At 30.1% G+C, this 18,634-nt stretch carries 12 protein-coding genes and 1 other RNA gene; 8 read left to right on the top strand and 5 right to left on the bottom strand.

Going from position 1 to position 18,634, the window contains the following annotated elements; translation table 11 throughout:
* The first annotated feature begins 427 nt into the window (after window positions 1-427).
* Window positions 428-4,246, top strand: a complete 3,819-nt coding sequence (locus O3884_RS06450) for a Rib/alpha-like domain-containing protein (RefSeq protein ID WP_371452522.1) — start codon at window positions 428-430, stop codon at window positions 4,244-4,246.
* Window positions 4,247-4,294: 48 nt separating this feature from the next.
* Here the strand turns inward: O3884_RS06450 and O3884_RS06445 are convergent, their stop codons facing one another.
* The 4 genes from O3884_RS06445 to glyA form a co-directional block, all read right to left on the bottom strand.
* Window positions 4,295-4,765 (bottom strand): S-ribosylhomocysteine lyase, encoded by a 471-nt coding sequence (locus O3884_RS06445; protein ID WP_048802077.1) that lies wholly within the window; start codon window positions 4,763-4,765, stop codon window positions 4,295-4,297.
* A gap of 114 nt (window positions 4,766-4,879) precedes the next feature.
* Window positions 4,880-6,193: a uracil-xanthine permease family protein gene (locus O3884_RS06440; protein ID WP_371452521.1), complete on the bottom strand. Its 1,314-nt coding sequence runs from the start codon at window positions 6,191-6,193 to the stop codon at window positions 4,880-4,882.
* A gap of 33 nt (window positions 6,194-6,226) precedes the next feature.
* Window positions 6,227-7,588, bottom strand: coding sequence for a guanine deaminase (gene guaD, locus O3884_RS06435; protein ID WP_371452520.1), 1,362 nt, complete (start codon window positions 7,586-7,588; stop codon window positions 6,227-6,229).
* A gap of 186 nt (window positions 7,589-7,774) precedes the next feature.
* Window positions 7,775-8,992, bottom strand: a complete 1,218-nt coding sequence (gene glyA, locus O3884_RS06430; RefSeq protein ID WP_371452519.1) for a serine hydroxymethyltransferase — start codon at window positions 8,990-8,992, stop codon at window positions 7,775-7,777.
* A gap of 508 nt (window positions 8,993-9,500) precedes the next feature.
* Between glyA and O3884_RS06425 the strand changes: the two genes are divergently transcribed.
* The 6 genes from O3884_RS06425 to murB all read left to right on the top strand — a co-directional run bounded on the left by O3884_RS06425 (window position 9,501) and on the right by murB (window position 16,829).
* Window positions 9,501-10,451, top strand: coding sequence for a ribose-phosphate diphosphokinase (locus O3884_RS06425; protein WP_304094048.1), 951 nt, complete (start codon window positions 9,501-9,503; stop codon window positions 10,449-10,451).
* 95 nt (window positions 10,452-10,546) lie between these two features.
* Window positions 10,547-11,104: an aminoacyl-tRNA hydrolase gene (gene pth / locus O3884_RS06420; protein ID WP_294682507.1), complete on the top strand. Its 558-nt coding sequence runs from the start codon at window positions 10,547-10,549 to the stop codon at window positions 11,102-11,104.
* Window positions 11,105-11,171: 67 nt separating this feature from the next.
* On the top strand, window positions 11,172-14,723 hold the full coding sequence (gene mfd / locus O3884_RS06415; protein WP_371452518.1) for a transcription-repair coupling factor: 3,552 nt from the start codon (window positions 11,172-11,174) through the stop codon (window positions 14,721-14,723).
* Window positions 14,716-15,279, top strand: a complete 564-nt coding sequence (locus tag O3884_RS06410) for a DNA-3-methyladenine glycosylase I (protein WP_371452517.1) — start codon at window positions 14,716-14,718, stop codon at window positions 15,277-15,279. Before mfd ends, O3884_RS06410 begins: the two co-directional genes overlap by 8 nt.
* Before the next feature lie 133 nt (window positions 15,280-15,412).
* Window positions 15,413-15,934 (top strand): GrpB family protein, encoded by a 522-nt coding sequence (locus O3884_RS06405; protein WP_371452516.1) that lies wholly within the window; start codon window positions 15,413-15,415, stop codon window positions 15,932-15,934.
* The gene (gene murB, locus O3884_RS06400; protein WP_371452515.1) at window positions 15,927-16,829 is read left to right on the top strand and encodes a UDP-N-acetylmuramate dehydrogenase; all 903 of its coding nucleotides are present in this window, start codon (window positions 15,927-15,929) and stop codon (window positions 16,827-16,829) included. Before O3884_RS06405 ends, murB begins: the two co-directional genes overlap by 8 nt.
* Before the next feature lie 44 nt (window positions 16,830-16,873).
* Here the strand turns inward: murB and O3884_RS06395 are convergent, their stop codons facing one another.
* Window positions 16,874-18,121 (bottom strand): replication-associated recombination protein A, encoded by a 1,248-nt coding sequence (locus O3884_RS06395; RefSeq protein WP_371452514.1) that lies wholly within the window; start codon window positions 18,119-18,121, stop codon window positions 16,874-16,876.
* Between the two features lie 149 nt (window positions 18,122-18,270).
* On the opposite strand from O3884_RS06395, the gene ssrA reads away from it, so the two are divergent.
* Window positions 18,271-18,627, top strand: a transfer-messenger RNA (tmRNA) gene (gene ssrA, locus O3884_RS06390).
* Window positions 18,628-18,634: the final 7 nt, after the last annotated feature.

Here is an 18,634-nt window from a genome sequence, read left to right as displayed (position 1 = left end):
TGAAAAACGCCCAAAATATCAATATTTACATCGATATTTTGGGCGTTTTGTCAACAATCTGAGCAGATTACAAAGGTAATCTGCTATTTTTTTTTGAAATTTTCAATAATTATTGAGAGTTAAATTAAGTACATAGTATAATAAAAATTTTGAGATATTATAAATATTTTAATTCAAGATTTATATATAGAATAAGGCTATTAAATTGATCAGAGATTATTTAGATAAATATTGTAATAAATTAATTAGATACGTTAGAAATGCATTTATTAAATACAATAGTTTGATGTGAAAATACTACTAAATTTAAGTTTGTTATATTGACTATTTTCGTGTATACTTAATGAGTGTAGAATTATTAGTTAACTAAAAATAATGTTAATTAAATTCTATATACATATATTTAAGTTAAATACTTGGAGGGAATATGTTTAAAGATATTATCAATAAAAAAATCGTAAAATATGGAATAAAAAAATTTAGTTTTGGTATAGCATCAGTTGCTATTGGTTCATTAATATTTTTTGGAGGAGCAGCTAGTGCGCATGAAGAAAATAGTGGAAATAATAATACTGTAATAGCAAGTGGTAATAATAGTAATGAAGAATTAAATATAACTAGACATGCTGATAATGTTGAAAGCACAAATAGTATCACAAGTGATAAAACACTAGACTCTTCTAATGGGAATAATAGTATAAATAAAGATTCTGTTGTAGCTTCGACGTCAACTAATTCATCAAATGTTAAATCTGAAAATGAAACTACTGTAATAAGTTCAGATTCTTTAAATAAAAATTTAAATGTTATCGACAAGAGAGTAGACGATAGTAGTGATATTGCAAGTCTACTAACGAAGGTAATTAACAGAAATTTAGAAGAAAATAAAGTAAAAACTGAAACGGTTGAAAATAAGGAAGAGCCTGTAGAAAAGGGGACAAAAATAATTTCTAGACTAACTAGTAAATATGCTGATGATATAGCAAAGGGATATATTGGTTTAGAAGGCGGAAAATATGATAGTCTAATTTATAAAAAAGCAGTTCTTAATCCTGATGGTGATGATGATGGGGATGGTATTGCAAATAAAGACGAATTATATATTTATAAGAAAGATGGACGTACCTATCTTGGATACGATATACATCCAAGATTAGCGGATACTGATGGAGATGGATTAAATGATAAAGTAGATAAGGATAAATTAATCTGGAACATATCAGCAAGAGACATGGCTATGTTTATCAATTTAGTTTATGAGAATGACAAAAAAATAGATGACATTCTTAGTAAAAAGGCTCCGATAGAAAAACTTTCAAATAATATTCAAAAGATGACTAACAATGAGCTTGGACCATATTGGAGAGTAAAAGAAACATATCACCAAGATAATGGACTTGATGCTGTACTATTTGAAACAGTTAATAATTTCCCATTTTTAAAAGGAGATAAGATTCAAGTTCTTGCATTTGCTGGTACAAATGTTAAACAAGCAGGAGATTTGAAAGCAGATTTAGCGTTGTTTTTTGGTAATGAATCGAATCAGAGTGAAGCAGCTATTCAATTAATGAAAAAAATAAAAAATGATAGCACTATTACGAATTTATACATTACTGGGCACTCGTTAGGTGGTTACTTATCTTTAAGAGCAACAGCAACAGCAGAAAAAGAAAAATTTGGTAAGTATAAACAAACTTATACGTTTAATGCTCCAAAAGTTAAGAGTGGTTGGTTCTGGGGAGTTCCGAAGGATGATGTAAAAATTTCTGAAGAACTTGCAAAATCTGGAAAGATAAAAAATTATTACACTGATAATGATAACATAATCCCAGGGAACCTTCAGCCTAGTAATAAAATAAGCATAGGTAAAAGTGCAGGAGCCCATTCGTCAACATCATACTTTGAAAGTAGAGTTAATTCAAATCCAGATTTTAATTTTGGAAAACGACAAGGAATGGATGGAGTTGGATATCGTGATGAGAATATAAATAAATTAAGTATAATTGATCCAGATAAGGGTACATTGAGTAAGACATTCTTACCGACTTTAGTTGATGATAAACCAGTTTCGATAATGATTGGAGAAAAACTTAAAGATAGAGATGTCCTTAATAAGATAAATCGTGACTTATTACCAGTAAATACGAAATTAGCTATAGTTTCAACAGATGAATTAACAACTTTAGGTTTAAAACATGCTAGGGTTCAAGTTTCTTATTTAGATGATAATACTAGCAATAATATTGATGTTCCAATTTCTGTAACTGAGGCTGATAAAAAAGAACTGATTTCTGTAGTAAATGCTGCTAAGAAATTAGTAGAGTCAGTTGTAGATTTATCTGATAAAACAATAAATTCAGTGGAAAATTATAATCGTGCAAAATATAATTTAACACAAAAATTAGAAGAAGCTGCTACTGCTGTTTCGAATTCACTTGCTCCACAGTCAGTCATTAATAATATAACTAAAGAAGTTGCAAATTTAGGTATGAATGTTATTAATACACGTGCTGCTTTAGAACTTACAGAAGCGGGTAAATATGAACCTAAGATTTTAAATGATGAAAAATTATTATTACGTCAGGGGAATAGTTTGAATGTAAATGATGTACTTAATAGAATTGTTAAAGAAAATCTCCCTAAAAATATAAACTATGAATTATTAAATTCTACAGATTTTGCAGAATTAGGAAATGTCAATGCAAGAATAAAAGTAACATATTCTGATGGATCATATGATATAGTTAATGTACCTATTAAAGTATATACTGACTCTAAAGTTGAGCCACTAGTACAAGAAGAGAATCCCGAACTAGTGATAAGCGAAAAAGGAGAACCGCTGGTACAAGAAGAGAATCCCGAGCTAGTAATAAGTGAAAAAGGAGAACCGCTAGTACAAGAAGAGAACCCCGAGCTAGTGATAAGTGAAAAAGGAGAAGCATTGGTGCAAGAGGAGAACCCAGAACTAGTGATAAGCGAAAAGGGAGAACCGCTAGTACAAGAGAAGAACCCGGAACTAGTGATAAGCGAAAAAGGTGAACCACTGGTGCAAGAAGAGAATCCTTCGTTAGTGATAAGCGAAAAAGGTGAACCACTGGTACAAGAAGAGAACCCTGCGTTAGTGATAAGTGAAAAAGGAGAATCATTGGTACAAGAAGAGAATACAGAGCTAGTAATAAGCGAAAAAGGCGAAGCATTAGTGCAAGAGGAGAACCCAGAACTAGTGATAAGTGAAAAAGGTGAAGCATTGGAGCAAGGGGAGAATCCCGAACTAGTAATAAGCGAAAAAGGCGAAGCATTGGTGCAAGAAGAGAATCCCGAACTAGTGATAAGCGAAAAAGGTGAACCATTGGTTCAAAAAGAGAACCCAGAACTAGCGATAAGCGAAAAAGGAGAATCACTAGTACAAGAAGAGACCCCAGAGCTAGTGATAAGTGAAAAAGGCGAAGCGTTGGTGCAAGAGGAGAATCCCGAACTAGTAATAAGTGGAAAAGGTGAAACTTTAATCCAAGAGGAGAAACCTAGAGCTGATCTTGAATCTTTAAAAACTAAAGGTCTAGGTGTAGAAGTAGAATTATTAAGTAATATTAAAAATATTTCCTTAAATGTTAAGGTTGTAAAAAATAGTAAGCAATTAACGAGTATTAGTAAGGCATTGTCTGTAGAGAAAAATAAAATAAGAGTGTTAGACTTGAAGTTAATAAAAAATGCTAGTGTGTTAAATCTTAATAATAAAAGAATAGTTCGAATCGCTTTACTAGAAAATGAAAGCAACAAGATTAATATCTATCATGTAGAAAAGAATGGAAAGTTAACATTAATACCATCGGAAGTAAAGAATAAGGTAGTTCAGTTTAACATAGATCATTTCAGTTTATTTGCAATTGTAGATTTTAGTAAAACTATTAAAAATAATGAAAAAAATGAACAAAAACAAATTATATTGGAAACTAAAAAACAACAAAAATCTTCAAATGATATAAAAGATAGAATAAATATTACTAATGAAATTCTAAAATCTAAAACAGTTGTGATAAGTAATTCAAATGAGAAAAATGAAGAATTTGATAATAACTTATTAAATAATACTAGAAGTATTAATAAAAATATTGTTGAATCAAATAATAATTTAAAACAGAATTCTATTCTTCCAAAAACTGGAGATAGTCTTTCAAGTGAACTTCCTATAGTAGCTGGAGTAGGATTTCTTATAGTAGCTTTAGGTATTAGAAAATATAATAGATAAAAAATAAAATCAAACTGGTAAGAAAATTTATCAGTTTGATTTTTTAAATTATTTACTAAAAACGTTTTTCCATTCAGAACGTTTTTCTAAGAATTTTTTAGCTTCCATTTGAGCACCTTCTAAAGAGTGAGATGCTGCCCATCCACATTGTACTTCATTACATGCTGGTACTTCAGTAGCAACAAGTACATCTTCTAATGTTTTTGCTAAAGCTTCTTCAACTTCTTCGTAACTATCATTGTTAATTACTGATAAGTAGAAACCTGTTTGGCATCCCATAGGTCCGAAGTCTAGTACATTATCAAGGTGATTTCTGATAAGTTCAGCGATTAAATGCTCTAAAGAGTGAAGGTTAGGCATTTCTAAGTGTTCTTTATTTGGTTGGCAAAATCTAATATCATATTTATAAATTTTATCGCCATTATCCCCAGAGTATACACCAACAAGTCTAATATATGGTGCAACAACTTTAGTGTGATCTAGGTTAAAACTTTCAACATTCATTTTCTTTTCTGTCATCAATATATCTCCATTTCTGTAATTTAATTAGCAGTTATAATTATACTATATTTTTGGAAAATATAAAATTAATAAGAATAAAACTGATGCTCATCTGAACATCAGTTTTAAATATTATTTTTCTAATGGAATAAGTTTATTCATTATTATTGCTACAATTGCACCAACAGCAATAGGAGAACCAATTAAGTATTGAAGTAATTGTGGAGCACTAGCTTTTAATTCTGCTGGAATAAATAATAATCCAATTGTAAACATTAAAGGTACACCGATAATGTATAATTCTCTTTCTGAGAAGTCAAGATTTTTAACAACTCTAAATCCATTTAGCAGGATGATAATACATACTACTGAGAATACTCCACCGATTACTGCAGAAGGAATTGAATTAATAACGGCAGAAAGTTTACCTAAGAATGATAATCCGATAAACCAGAATGAAGCCATAACGAATACTTTTCTACTAGCTACCCCAGTAATAGAGATAATCCCAGCATTTGTAGAGTAACCAGTAACAGGAGTTGCTCCGACTAGAGCGGCAGCTAAACATCCGATACCTTCCCCGATAACACCTTTGTTAACTTGAGTGTCGCTTAAAGGTTGGTCGATAACTGAGCTTACTGCATACCAAGTTCCTGTAGTTTCAGCTAAAAGTACCATGTAAATAATAATCATTGTAATAATAGCAGAGATTTCAAAATGTACACTATAATCTAAGAATAATAGTTTTGGCATTGAGAAAAAGCTAGCATCTTTAATTCCTTGAGTATTAAAACCACCCATTAAGTATGCAGAAAATGTTCCGATAGCTAGGGCGATTATTACTGAAGAAATTTGGAAAATTCTTTTGAACTTGTTAACGTAATTTCCTAAAGTAGAAAATAGAATTAAAGAAGCGGCTGTAATAAATGCTAATAATACATTTTGTTTCATTGTCAGACCATTTCCTTCGATGTAGATATTACTTACAAATGCAGAAGGAAGTAATGTTAATCCTACGATCATAATTATTGTTCCACTAACGATAGAAGGTATGTAATTTTTTACTATATATTTATAAATACCAGAATATCCAAGTAAAATTACTAAGATTGCTCCGACAATACTTGCTCCAAGAACAGTACCAAGATTTTTAGTTCCCATATATATACCGATTATAGCACCAAGAGGAATAAATGATGGACCTTGACAAACCGGTAATCTCAGGTAGAATAATACCTGAATTAATGATGCAATCCCAGCTCCTAAGAAAGTAGATTGAATTAAACCAGTGGCATCGCCAGGTGATAATGCAATAGCTGTTGCTAAGATAAAAGGTGGTACGTAGACATCCATTGCAAGGACGTGTTGTAAACCTAAGATTAGGGATTGTGAAAATGGAATATTTTCTTCAACACCTATAGTTAAATGTTTATTTTGTTTCGTCATAAATAACGTAATCTCCTTTTTATTTTTATGTTATTAATCTTTTTTTAGAATTTGTTTACCTTGAACCCAAACTTCACGTATATTTTCTGAAGTAGAAAGGTATAATATTTTTTGAAGAAGGTGGTTGTCTTCTTCGTTATCTAAATAATTTGGAAGTTTATTTGTCGGTGTATTGATATCGATGACTTGGAAATCACAAATATAACCCTCTTTGAAAAGTCCTAGTGGTAATTTCAAAGCTTCACCACCACCAGTAGTTGCAAGATAAAATGCTTCAAATACACTCACTTTTGAATCATGATTACCACGACAGTTAGCTTCCAGTCTATTGTCAACTCCGTCATTTAACATCCTACTGGCCATGACCGTATGTTTTATATTGTCATATAGGCTAGGGGAGAACCCTCCTGAGATATCAGTACCTAAGCAGATATTTAAACCTTGTTTTTTCAGTTTGTTAACAGGTAAAACTGCATTAGCAAAATATGAGTTAGAAATAGGACAGTGACAAACTGAAGATTTATTCTTTTTGAAAATATCAGCATCTTTAGAATTTATAAAATTGCCGTGAGCCATTATTGATTTATCAGTTAATAGACCAAATTGATCCAAAACCTCGGTATCTTTTTTTCCAAATCGTTCAAGAACGAAGTTATGTTCCCAATCACTTTCACTACAATGACTCTGTATATAGCAGTTGTATTTCTTTGCCAATTTTCCTAACTCTAAAAGAGCATCGTCTGTACAGCTTGGTACAAAACGTGGGGTAATAACTGGATATACACCTTGAGGAACATCTTTTGAAAGCTTCTGCACATCATTAATAAACCTCTCAGTATTTTCGATAGCTTCTTTTGTACTATTATCTCTGTAAAAATCAGGATTCATAGTTTCATCATCCATAACTACTTTTCCGACGAACCCTCTTTGTCCTAAATTAGCACAAATTTTTGCTAATTCGAGAGTAGCATCATTATGAATAGTTCCAAAGTACATTGCAGAAGTAGTACCATTAGCTAATAAGGTTTTTACTAAATCAGTATAAACTTCACGAGAGTAGTTGATATCTTTATATTTTGATTCTAAAGGAAAGGTGAAATTATTTAGCCAGTGGCTTAATTCATCATCCAAAGCAAGTCCTGCTTGTGGCCATTGTGGAGCATGGATGTGCAAATCGATAAAACCAGGTAAAAGAACTTTATCTTTAAAATCAATAAAGTTACTACCATGTGAGTATTGATTTAATATTTGTTGATAATTTCCATCTTCTTTTCTAATGATTTCAGAAATAATTCCATTATCAGAAACTAAAAGTATAGCCTGCTCTAAAAATTCAATTTCACCATACTTTGGACTATGAAAAAAAGATGCTTTAATAATTTTTTCGGTTTTCATATTTTCATTTCTCCTAAAGAATTTTTATAAATATAACATGAAAAACGAACGTTGTCAACATATAAATATAATATTAAAAAATATTTTTTCTAAAAACGAACATTGATGTTGTGAATTAAAGTTTATAGTTCGTAAAAAACGACGAAGAGTATTATCTTCGTCGTTTGAAATTTTATACTGATATTTTTATCTGAATTCTTTTCTTTCTTTTGCTACTAGAGTTGCTACTCTTTCTTGAGCTTTTTCTAGATAGTTTTCACCTTGTTTTAATAAATCGCAAATAATATTTGTAATTTCTACAAAGTCTTCTTCTACATAACCTTTAGAAGTCATAGCAGCAGCTCCTAAACGTAATCCACTAGTTTTCATTGGTGGTAATGTATCGAATGGAATACCATTTTTATTACATGTGATTTTAGCTTTACTTAATAGGTCACTAGCATCATGTCCAGTAACATTATAAGTAGAATATGTGTCGATAAGACATAGGTGGTTATCACTACCATTTGAAACTACAGGAATATTATTAGCTTTAAATGCTTCTACCATTGCTTGCATATTATTAACAACTTGTTGTTGGTATACTTTGAATTCAGGTTTAAGAGCTTCACCAAAACAAATTGCTTTTGCAGCAACAACATGTTCTAATGGTCCTCCTTGTGCACCTGGGAAAATCATTTTATTAATTTTAACTGCAATCTCTTCGTTGTTTGTAAGAATAATACCACCACGTGGACCTCTTAAAGTTTTATGTGTAGTAGATGTAACTACATCAGCATAAGGTACTGGATTTGGATGTAAGCCGGTAGCTACAAGGCCAGCGATGTGAGCCATATCAACTAATAAATAAGCACCTACTTCATCAGCAATTTCTCTAAATTTAGCAAAATCAATTACACGAGAGTATGCACTTGATCCAGCAATAATCATTTTTGGTTTATGTTCTTTAGCAATACGAAGGACTTCATCGTAGTCAATAAGATGAGTGTCTTTTGTCACTCCATATGAAACTGCATTGAATAATTTTCCTGAAAAGTTAACTTTGCTACCGTGAGTTAGGTGACCACCTGCATCCATACTCATACCTAAAACAGTATCACCGGGTGTTAATAGAGATAAGTAAACTGCAATGTTTGCACTTGATCCTGAGTGTGCTTGCACGTTTGCAAATTTTGCATCATAAAGTTCTTTTAATCTATCTATTGCAAGAGATTCTATCTCGTCAATTACTTCACATCCATCATAGTATCTTTTTCCAGGATAACCTTCAGCGTATTTATTTGTTAAAATACTTCCTGTTGCTTTTAGAATGTCTTTAGAAACAAAGTTTTCACTTGCAATAAGTTCAATGTTAGTGTCTTGTCTATGTTGTTCTTTTTCAATAAGTTCAAAAATTTTATCCATAATGGTACTCCTTTAATTGTATATATTTAGAATAGAGAAAAGTAAAGTTCTACAAAAGTATGAACTAATAGGTAAATTTAAAACTATGTTAACTATTAAGAAAAATATGAATTTTTTAATAGTTAAAACTTTATAAAATTTCTTTTATTCTATGTCTTATTATAATAGCATAGTATGAATAATAAATAAACTAAAAAATAATGGAAATATTCAAAATTATTAAAAAATATAGAAAACTAGTTATGAAAACCGAATATTAAAATCTATATTATTAAATATTAATCACAATAAGTTAACGAGATAGAATTTTTAATGTTAATGTGAAAAATATTAATATAATGCTAACTAAGAAGATTTAATAAAATATAAATACAAATAGTAAAAAAATTAATGGATTTTAATTGGTCTATACTTGAATTAGTAGAAATGTTTTAATATTTATGCTATAATAATTAACGGAATACATCTGTATTACTATCGAACCAAATTTTAAGGAGAAAAATTTAATATGCTTGTAGATAAACCATTAAAGCTGTTTTCATTAAATGCTAATATTCCATTAGCACAACAAGTAGCGAAGTCACTAGGAGTAGAGTTAAGTAAATGTAGTGTAAAAAAATTCAGTGACGGAGAGGTTTCAATTAATATAGAGGAAAGTGTACGTGGTAGCGAAGTATTCGTACTACAATCAACTAGTGGCCCTGTAAATGACAACTTAATGACTTTATTAATTATGATAGATGCACTTAAACGTGCTTCAGTGGACACTATTAACGTTGTAATTCCTTATTACGGATATGCACGTCAAGATAGAAAAGCAAGAAGTCGTGAACCAATTACTGCTAAACTAGTAGCTAACTTATTAGAAGTAGCAGGAGCAGATCGTATAATCGCATTAGATCTTCATGCTCTTCAAATTCAAGGATTCTTTGATATTCCAGTTGATCACCTTATGTGTGTACCAATTATTGCGAAATATTTCAAAGAAAAACTTCCAGATATGGAGGAAGTGGTTGTTGTATCACCAGACCACGGTGGTGTAACACGTGCTAGAAAACTAGCAGATGCATTAAATACACCAATCGCAATTATCGATAAGAGAAGACCAAAACCAAATGTTGCTGAAGTTATGAATATCGTAGGTAACATTGAAGGAAAAACATGTATCCTTATAGATGATATTATCGATACAGCAGGAACTATTACTTTAGGAGCACAAGCACTTAAAGATAGAGGAGCAAAAGAAGTTTATGCAAGTTGCTCACACGCTGTATTAAGTGGACAAGCATTAGATAGAATTGAAAATTCTCCAATTAAAGAATTAGTATATGCTAACACAATAGATATACCAGAAGAGAAAAAATTAGATAAAATGGTACCGTTATGTGTAGGTGATTTAATAGCTAAGGCTATTTACAAAATCCACAATAACGAACCTGTAAGTGTTCTTTTTGAATAATAATTAATTAAATCAAGCTTAGAGAAGGCAGCGGTGTCCGTTGCCTTCTTTAAGTCATATTTTCGATAGTAAATAAAATAAAGAGAGGATAATCTATGAAATTAATAGTTGGATTAGGAAATCCAGGAAAGCAATATGAAAATACAAGGCATAATATTGGTTTTATGGTTTTAGACGAACTAGCAAAATCTTGGAATGTAAGTTTTGATAAAACTAAATTCAATGCAGAATATGCTATGACGTATCACAATGGAATTAAATATTTATTAATTAAACCTACAACATATATGAATTTATCTGGTGAAGCAGTAGGGAAGTTTTATGATTATTTTGAAATTGATATAGAAGATATTTTGATAATCTATGATGACTTAGATACAAAAACTGCGAACTTTAAACTTAAAGCTAAAGGAAGTAGCGGTGGACATAATGGTATTAAGAGTATAATAAGTCACCTTGGAACAGAAAAATTTAATAGATTAAAAATTGGTATTGATAGACCAACTCCACCTATGAAGGTAGTTGATTATGTTTTAGGAAGATTTTCAAAAGATGAAATGATTGAAATTGAAAAAATTTATTCGAAGAGTATAAACTGTATTGAAGATTTTTCTAAAATGAATTTTGTAGATTTGATGAATAAATATAATTAAAAGAATAAATGCAGCATTAGAGAAAGATAGTTTCTTTTGCTGCTATTTATCGTGGAAAGGAGCGTACATGATAAAAGAAAGTCTGTTAGAAATAGTTGATTTACAATTTGAAAAAAAACATAAAAATATAGGGGTTTATGGACAAAATCTAACGACACGTGCTTTGGAGATATATAATGAGTATAAACAAAGTGATAAGAGTGTTGTGGTGTTATCACAAAGTAAAGCAGAGGCTGAAGAGTTATTTGCAATTTTAAGTGATTTCGAAGGAGAAACATATATTTATCCAGAAATCGATATATTAAAACGTCATACATCTAAAAGTAACGATCTAGTCCAAAATTCAATAAAAGTACTTGAAAACCTAGTTCATAATATACAAAGTATAATTATTATTCCAATAGAAGCTATATACAGAACGGTAAAAAATCCTAGTGATTTCAAAAATAATAGTTTTGAAATTAATGAGGACACTGTTATAAGTTTTGATGAATTACAAAGAAAACTTGTAAATATGGGGTATCGAAGAGTTGAAAGTGTTGATGTAGTTGGAGAGTTTTCAAAAAGAGGTAGTATTGTTGATATTTTTAGTCCTCTAAGTGAAAAGCCGATACGATTAGATTTCTTTGATGATGAGCTTGATAGTATGAGGATTTTTGATGAAATTACTCAAAGATCTCTAGATAGAATTGATAGTGCAGTTATTTATCCAACAAGTGATTTTTTCCTTACTTCTGAAGAAAAAGATATAGTTGTAGAAAAAATACTTGCTAAATTGGATGATAAAAAGATACAAGAAGACGAAAATTATCAAGAGATTAGCACTTATCTTAAAGAAAAAATAGAAATCTATAGAGCAACAGGAGATTTCAGTGACTTGGAGAGTTTCTCAAATCTAATTTATGAAAATTCATATAGTATTGCTGATTATCTAAATGCTGATACTATAGTCTTCTATGATAATTATCATAAAATTTTAGAAAAAATAGAAGGATTAAGAGAGTATTTTTTAACAAGTTTACAGGAGATGAATAGAAGTTATATTTATCAAGATGTGATAGATAATATAGCATTCGAAAAGATTCAAAATTTAGATACTAGAAAATATTACTTATCTACTTTAAAACTAAATGACAAGATTATAGAAAAAAACTATAACTTAGATATAATCGACTTAGCTTATTATTCTAGTGAAGAGTATTTAGCTAAAGAAATTAGAGAGAAGATTACAGATAATTATAAGGTAATTATTTCGTTAAATACACAAAAACAAAAAGATTATGTTGAGAAAGTGTTATTTGATAATTATTTTTATGATGACATTTATTATGGTGTTAAAGAAGGAAAAATTTTTATTGATGTTAATAAATATCACCTTAAGGGGTTAGAGGATAGAAAAAATAAAATATTCCTATTAACACCACGTGAACTATTTACTGAAGAAGAAAGAAAAAAACGACGTGTAAAATTCAAATATACTAATTCAGAAAAAATAAGAAACTATCAAGAACTAAATATTGGGGATTATATTGTTCATGTTAGTCATGGTATTGGCTTATATGAAGGTATTGAGAATGTAGAAGTAGGGGGAGTATTTAAAGACTTCTTAAAAATTGTTTATGATGGTGGAGATATTATTTATGTAGATATAAATAATATGAACTATATTCAAAAATATACCGCTTCTACAGATAATAGAAAACCTGCATTAAATAAACTTGGTACCAAAAATTGGCAGAAGACTAAGAGTAGAGTTCGTAAAGAAATTGAGGATATATCTGAAGATCTTATTAAGTTATATATTAAACGTGAATTGAGTTCAGGTTATGCGTATAGCATTGATGGTAGTATGCAAGCTGAATTTGAAGCAGATTTTGCATTTACTCCAACTGATGATCAGGTAAAAGCTACCGAAGAGATTAAAAGAGATATGGAAAAAGAACGTCCAATGGACAGACTGCTATGCGGAGATGTTGGATTCGGTAAGACAGAAGTAGCGATGAGGGTTGCATTTAAGGCTGTTACTGATAATAAGCAAGTAGCTGTTTTAGTACCAACAACACTACTTGCTGAACAACACTATGATAACTTTGTTAGTAGATTTGCGAATTTCCCTATTAATATAGAGGTAGTAAGTAGATTTAAATCTGCAAAAGATATTACAGAAATTTGTAAAAAACTTGAAGAAGGTAAGATTGATATTATTGTTGGAACTCATAAGTTATTAAATGATAAGTTTAAATACAGAGATCTAGGGTTATTAATAATAGATGAAGAGCAACGTTTTGGAGTTAAGCATAAGGAAAAAATTAAACATCTTAAAAATACTGTTGATGTATTAACTCTTAGTGCCACACCAATCCCAAGAACACTTCATATGAGTTTAATTGGGATTAGGGACTTATCTGTAATAGAGACACCACCAAGAGAACGTCAACCTATCCAGACATTCGTAACAGCTCAGAATAAAATGGTTATCAAAGAAGCGGTTATGAATGAGGTAAATCGTGGAGGACAGGTTTTCTATGTTTATAATAGAGTAGAGACAATCGATGAAAAGTATTTGGAGCTGAAAAGATTATTACCTGATATTAATATAGCGTATGCACATGGTCGCATGAGTCAAAGAGAACTTGAGAATATTATGACTGATGTTATAGATAGAAAATATGATATGTTAATTTCTACTACTATTATCGAGACTGGTATTGATATTTCAAATGTAAATACTCTAATAGTAGAGGATGCTGATCGTTTTGGATTAAGTCAGTTGTACCAACTTCGTGGACGAGTAGGTCGTAGTAGTAGAGAAGCATATGCTTACTTGATGTATGAACCGTTTAAATCGTTAACTGAAAACTCAGAGAAAAGATTATCAGCAATTAAGAACTTTACGTCTCTAGGAAGTGGATTTAAGATAGCTATGCAGGATTTATCGATTCGTGGAGCAGGGGATGTCTTAGGTGGAAGACAACATGGCTTCATCGATTCAGTAGGTTATACGTTATATTCTCAAATGTTAGAACAAGAAATTCAAGCTAAAAAAGGGATTTTAGAACCTTTATTAGAGCAAGATAGAACTCAAGATGTAAGTTACTATGAAAATATTATTAAAGAAGCGGCTCCTTCAATTAAAAAGGATATTTTTGAAGTTGAGACTGATGATCTTGAAATAAAACTTAATGTAGATGCCTTTATTCCAAAAGAATATATCTCCAGTGATGCAGATAAAATAGATTTCTATAAGAGATTGAACAATGTTATGAGTGATGAAGAAATAGAAAGCATTGTTGAAGATTTAATTGATAGATTCTCTGATTTTGGGGAAGAAGTAAATAATCTAATAGACATTTGTTATTTAAAAGTTATGGCGAAAAATACTATGGTTACTAGCATAAAAGAATTAGCGAATAAAGTAGTTATAACATTTGATAAAGAAATTATGAATAATTTAAAAGGAAAAGAATTGTTTACGGCATTAACCCCTCATAAAGATACTCGTATTATTGCAAAGGATGGATTTTTCTTAGAAATTGATAAAAAAGAAAGATATAGCATTAGACGAATTAGAGAAATGCTTGCTTTAGTAAATAGTAATTTGGAGGCTGAACATGAATAAACATAGATGTCCATGGGCAAGAGATCTCTTAGAAATTGAATATCACGATACTGAGTGGGGAAGAGAAACTCACGACGATCAATTGCTATTCGAGTACTTAGTATTAGAGGGTATGCAAGCTGGTTTAAGCTGGTCTTTAATATTAAAAAAACGCGAAAATTTTAAGCGAGCTTTTGATAATTTTGATTATAATATTTGTGCAGATTATACAGATGAATATTTAGAATCATTAAGGGAAGATGAGGGCATTATAAGAAATAAGTTGAAAATCTATTCAGTTAGAAAAAATGCTCTTGCATTTCTCAAAGTACAAAAAGAGTTTGGAAGTTTTGATAAGTATATCTGGAGTTTTACAAACTATAAAAAAATTAATAATAAATTAACAAGCTATAAAGATGCACCAAGTGAATCTGAGCTTTCTATAAAAATTAGTAAAGATTTGAAAAAAAGAGGATTCAGCTTTGTAGGTGGTACTATTATCTATAGCTATTTGCAAGCGATTGGAATGATAAATGATCATGAAAAAGGATGTTTTTGTTATGAAGAATGCTGTTAGTAAATAAACAATGTAGTTAATATCATAAGTTTATTTACTTAGCTGATAGATGAAATCCAGATATAGCTTTACTTTAAATAAAATAACGTCTATAATAGATTAGGATATTTAATTACAAGATTGGATTTTATAAATGGATAAGAGAATTGTTAAAATTGAAGAAATAAAAGACAATGAGGTCTTTGTTGACATATTTTTAGAAGAAATAAAAAAAATACAAGAAATCCCTAAAATGCCGAAATGTGAGTTTTTACATATTGGAGCAACTAGTACTACACAGGTATTGGGAGAAAAAATTGTAGATATTCTTGTTGTTGTTGAGAATTTACATGAAATAACAACATTTGATGAAAAAAGATTAAATAATATAGGTTATCATAGAATTGCTCATAATGGAATAAAAGGAGTAATTAAGTATGCACGAATAACGGATTACTTAACTATGAGTTATGATGTATTACTAAATGTTGTTCAACGTGATACAGAAGTACATAAAGATTTTATAAAAGCTAGAGCAGTTTTTGGTGATGATAAGCTAAAAGATGACTATAATTTATTCAAAAATATGAACAAAGAACTTTCATTTAAAGATTATTTAGTACAAAAATTAATATTTATAAATGAAATTTTAAAAAGGATTGAAAATAATGATTAAAATAAAAAATATTGAAGATATTCTTCAAAGCAGTGAAGTATTATATAACGAACCTTTAAGAAATTATAGTTTTACAAAAACAGGTGGTAATGCCGAGATTTTAGTGAAAATAAATAACGAAAAAGATTTACAAAATGTAATAGAATACAGCAATGAAAATAATATTACATTAACTATACTAGGTAATGGTTCGAATGTATTAATTTCTGATAATGGGATTCAAGGAATAGTAGCTTTAACTAGTGATATGAATGATATAGAATTACTAGAAGGTGATATTATTTCTTGTTATGCAGGATTAACATTAAAAGAACTTACTGATTTTTGTATCGAAAATAGCCTAACTAATCTTGAATTCTCATGTGGGATTCCAGGTAGTGTAGGTGGAGCAATCTTCATGAATGCTGGAGCATATGGTGGCGAAATGAAAGAAGTTGTTCAAAAGGTTGAAGTTTTCACTAAAAATGGTGAAAAGAAAACATATACTAATGAACAAATGGAATTTTCATATAGACATTCTATAATTCAAGAAACTAAGGAAATCATTTCTAAAGTTTATTTCCAAATGAAAAAAGGAAACAAAGAAGAAATTATCTCTAAAGTGGAAGAATTAAATAAAATGCGTTCAGATAAGCAGCCTTTAGAATACCCTTCATGTGGTTCTGTATTTAAACGACCAGAAGGATACTTCGCAGGAAAATTAATCCAAGATGCAGGACTACAAGGCTTGACAGTAGGAGGAGCTCAAGTGTCTAAAAAACATGCAGGATTTATGGTTAATATAAATTCTGCAACTTGTGAAGATTATAAAAACTTAATTAAAGAAGTTCAGAAAAAAGTACTAGAAGATTCAGGTGTTGAACTTGAGTGTGAAGTTAAAATATTAGGCGAATAAGGAGAAAAGAAGTAACTCAAGGTTATATTGAGCTACTTCTTTTTCTATTTCACATTATCTATAAATTTTTTATATTGTGCTAGATTTTGTTCATTTTTATTATTTGTTTTTGGTGTGTAGAAAGTTCTTCCTACTAAGTTATCTGGAAGATATTGCTGCTTAATATACCCTGTAGGATGACTGTGTGGATATTGATATCCGACTCCACGATTTAGTTTATCAGCTCCGAAATAATGTGCATCTCTCAAATGATCAGGGATTATGAATTTTGGATTTGTTTTAGTTTCGTGTAGTGCATTGTCGATTGCCATATATGCACTATTAGATTTTAAAGAAAGCGCTAGTTGAATGACAGCATTGGCTAATGGAATTCTTGCTTCGGGTAATCCAAGCATCTTCGCACTCTCAATCGCAGCATGAACAAAAGGTCCAATGTTTGGATTAGCAAGTCCTATGTCTTCATAAGCAATAACACTCATTCTACGATAAATAGTGTCTAAATCACCACTGTCGATTAAAAGAGCTAGGTAGTATAACGATGCATCTACATCACTTCCACGTATAGACTTTTGAAAAGCACTAATAATATCATAAAAAGCATCACCATCTTTGTCGAATGCTTTGAATTTTCCTAGAGATAAATTTAATAGCTTATCATTTGTGACAGTTTCACCTTCATTTGATAAATTATATAAAATCTCAAAAGTGTTAAGCGAGAATCTTAAATCGCCAGAAGAGTTTAGAGCGATTGTTTTAAAAACATCATCTTCGATTATTAAATCTTTCGGGAATATTTCTTTATTGTTTGATATTTTTTTCAGATATTCATAAATATCATCATTAGAAACTTGTTGTAATTCGAAAATAATTAATCGTGATCTAATTGCAGGGTTAACAGTATGATAAGGATTATTCGTCGTGCATCCAATAACGTAAATATTGTCAAACTCGATTTCAGGAAGTAGGATATCCTGCATAGGTTTAGTTAGTCTATGAAATTCATCAAGCAGAAGAATAACTTTTTTAAATCTTTTAGATTCTTCAATTACAGTTTGTAAGTCCTTTTTTGTACAATTTACAGCATTTAGTATTTTAAATTTATAGTCTAGTTCATTAGCTAATGCATTTGCAATTGAAGTTTTTCCAGTTCCAGGGGGACCATATAGAATAAACGAGAACATTTTTTTGCTTTCTACTATTTTAGTAAGAACTTTTCCATCACCAATTAAATGATGTTGACCGATAATATCATCGATTTTACTTGGACGTAATTTATTAATAAGTGTTTCCATGGTTCCTCCTTTAATTTTTTATATACAATTTATTATATCATAAGTATGATTAATAATGGTAAGAGTTTAATTTAAATCATAGAATACACTAGAGATGATAAAATTTTACATATTTTGAAATTTATGATAAAATATAATAATCACAATTAGGGGATGTTTAGGATTCGACAGGGATGCTAGTCTTCTTGGTGGCATGTAGGAGGGTTGTCTCCTTTAACAACACATCAGTTAAATATAACTGGCGAAAAAACAAATTACGCTTTAGCAGCTTAATAAGCTAAAGGCTGATTACTTTGTTTGACTGTGACAAAGCTAATCGGTTCATTCTTAGCAGTCTACGATTTTTTTCTTCCGTTTGTAGAAAAAAATAAGAGATTAATCAAACTCGTTTTTCATTGCCTGTTTATCGGCTTAAGTGGAGAATTAAATTTAATAGGTAAACTAAACATGTAGAAGCTAAGGGGAGGCATTTTTGGACGCGGGTTCAAATCCCGCCATCTCCATTTAAAATTT

Source organism: Gemella sp. 20925_1_85 (assembly GCF_041433735.1).
Taxonomy (GTDB): domain Bacteria; phylum Bacillota; class Bacilli; order Staphylococcales; family Gemellaceae; genus Gemella.
The sequence above is the reverse complement of the archived record's forward strand: the minus strand, read 5'-3'. Positions and strand labels throughout refer to the sequence as shown.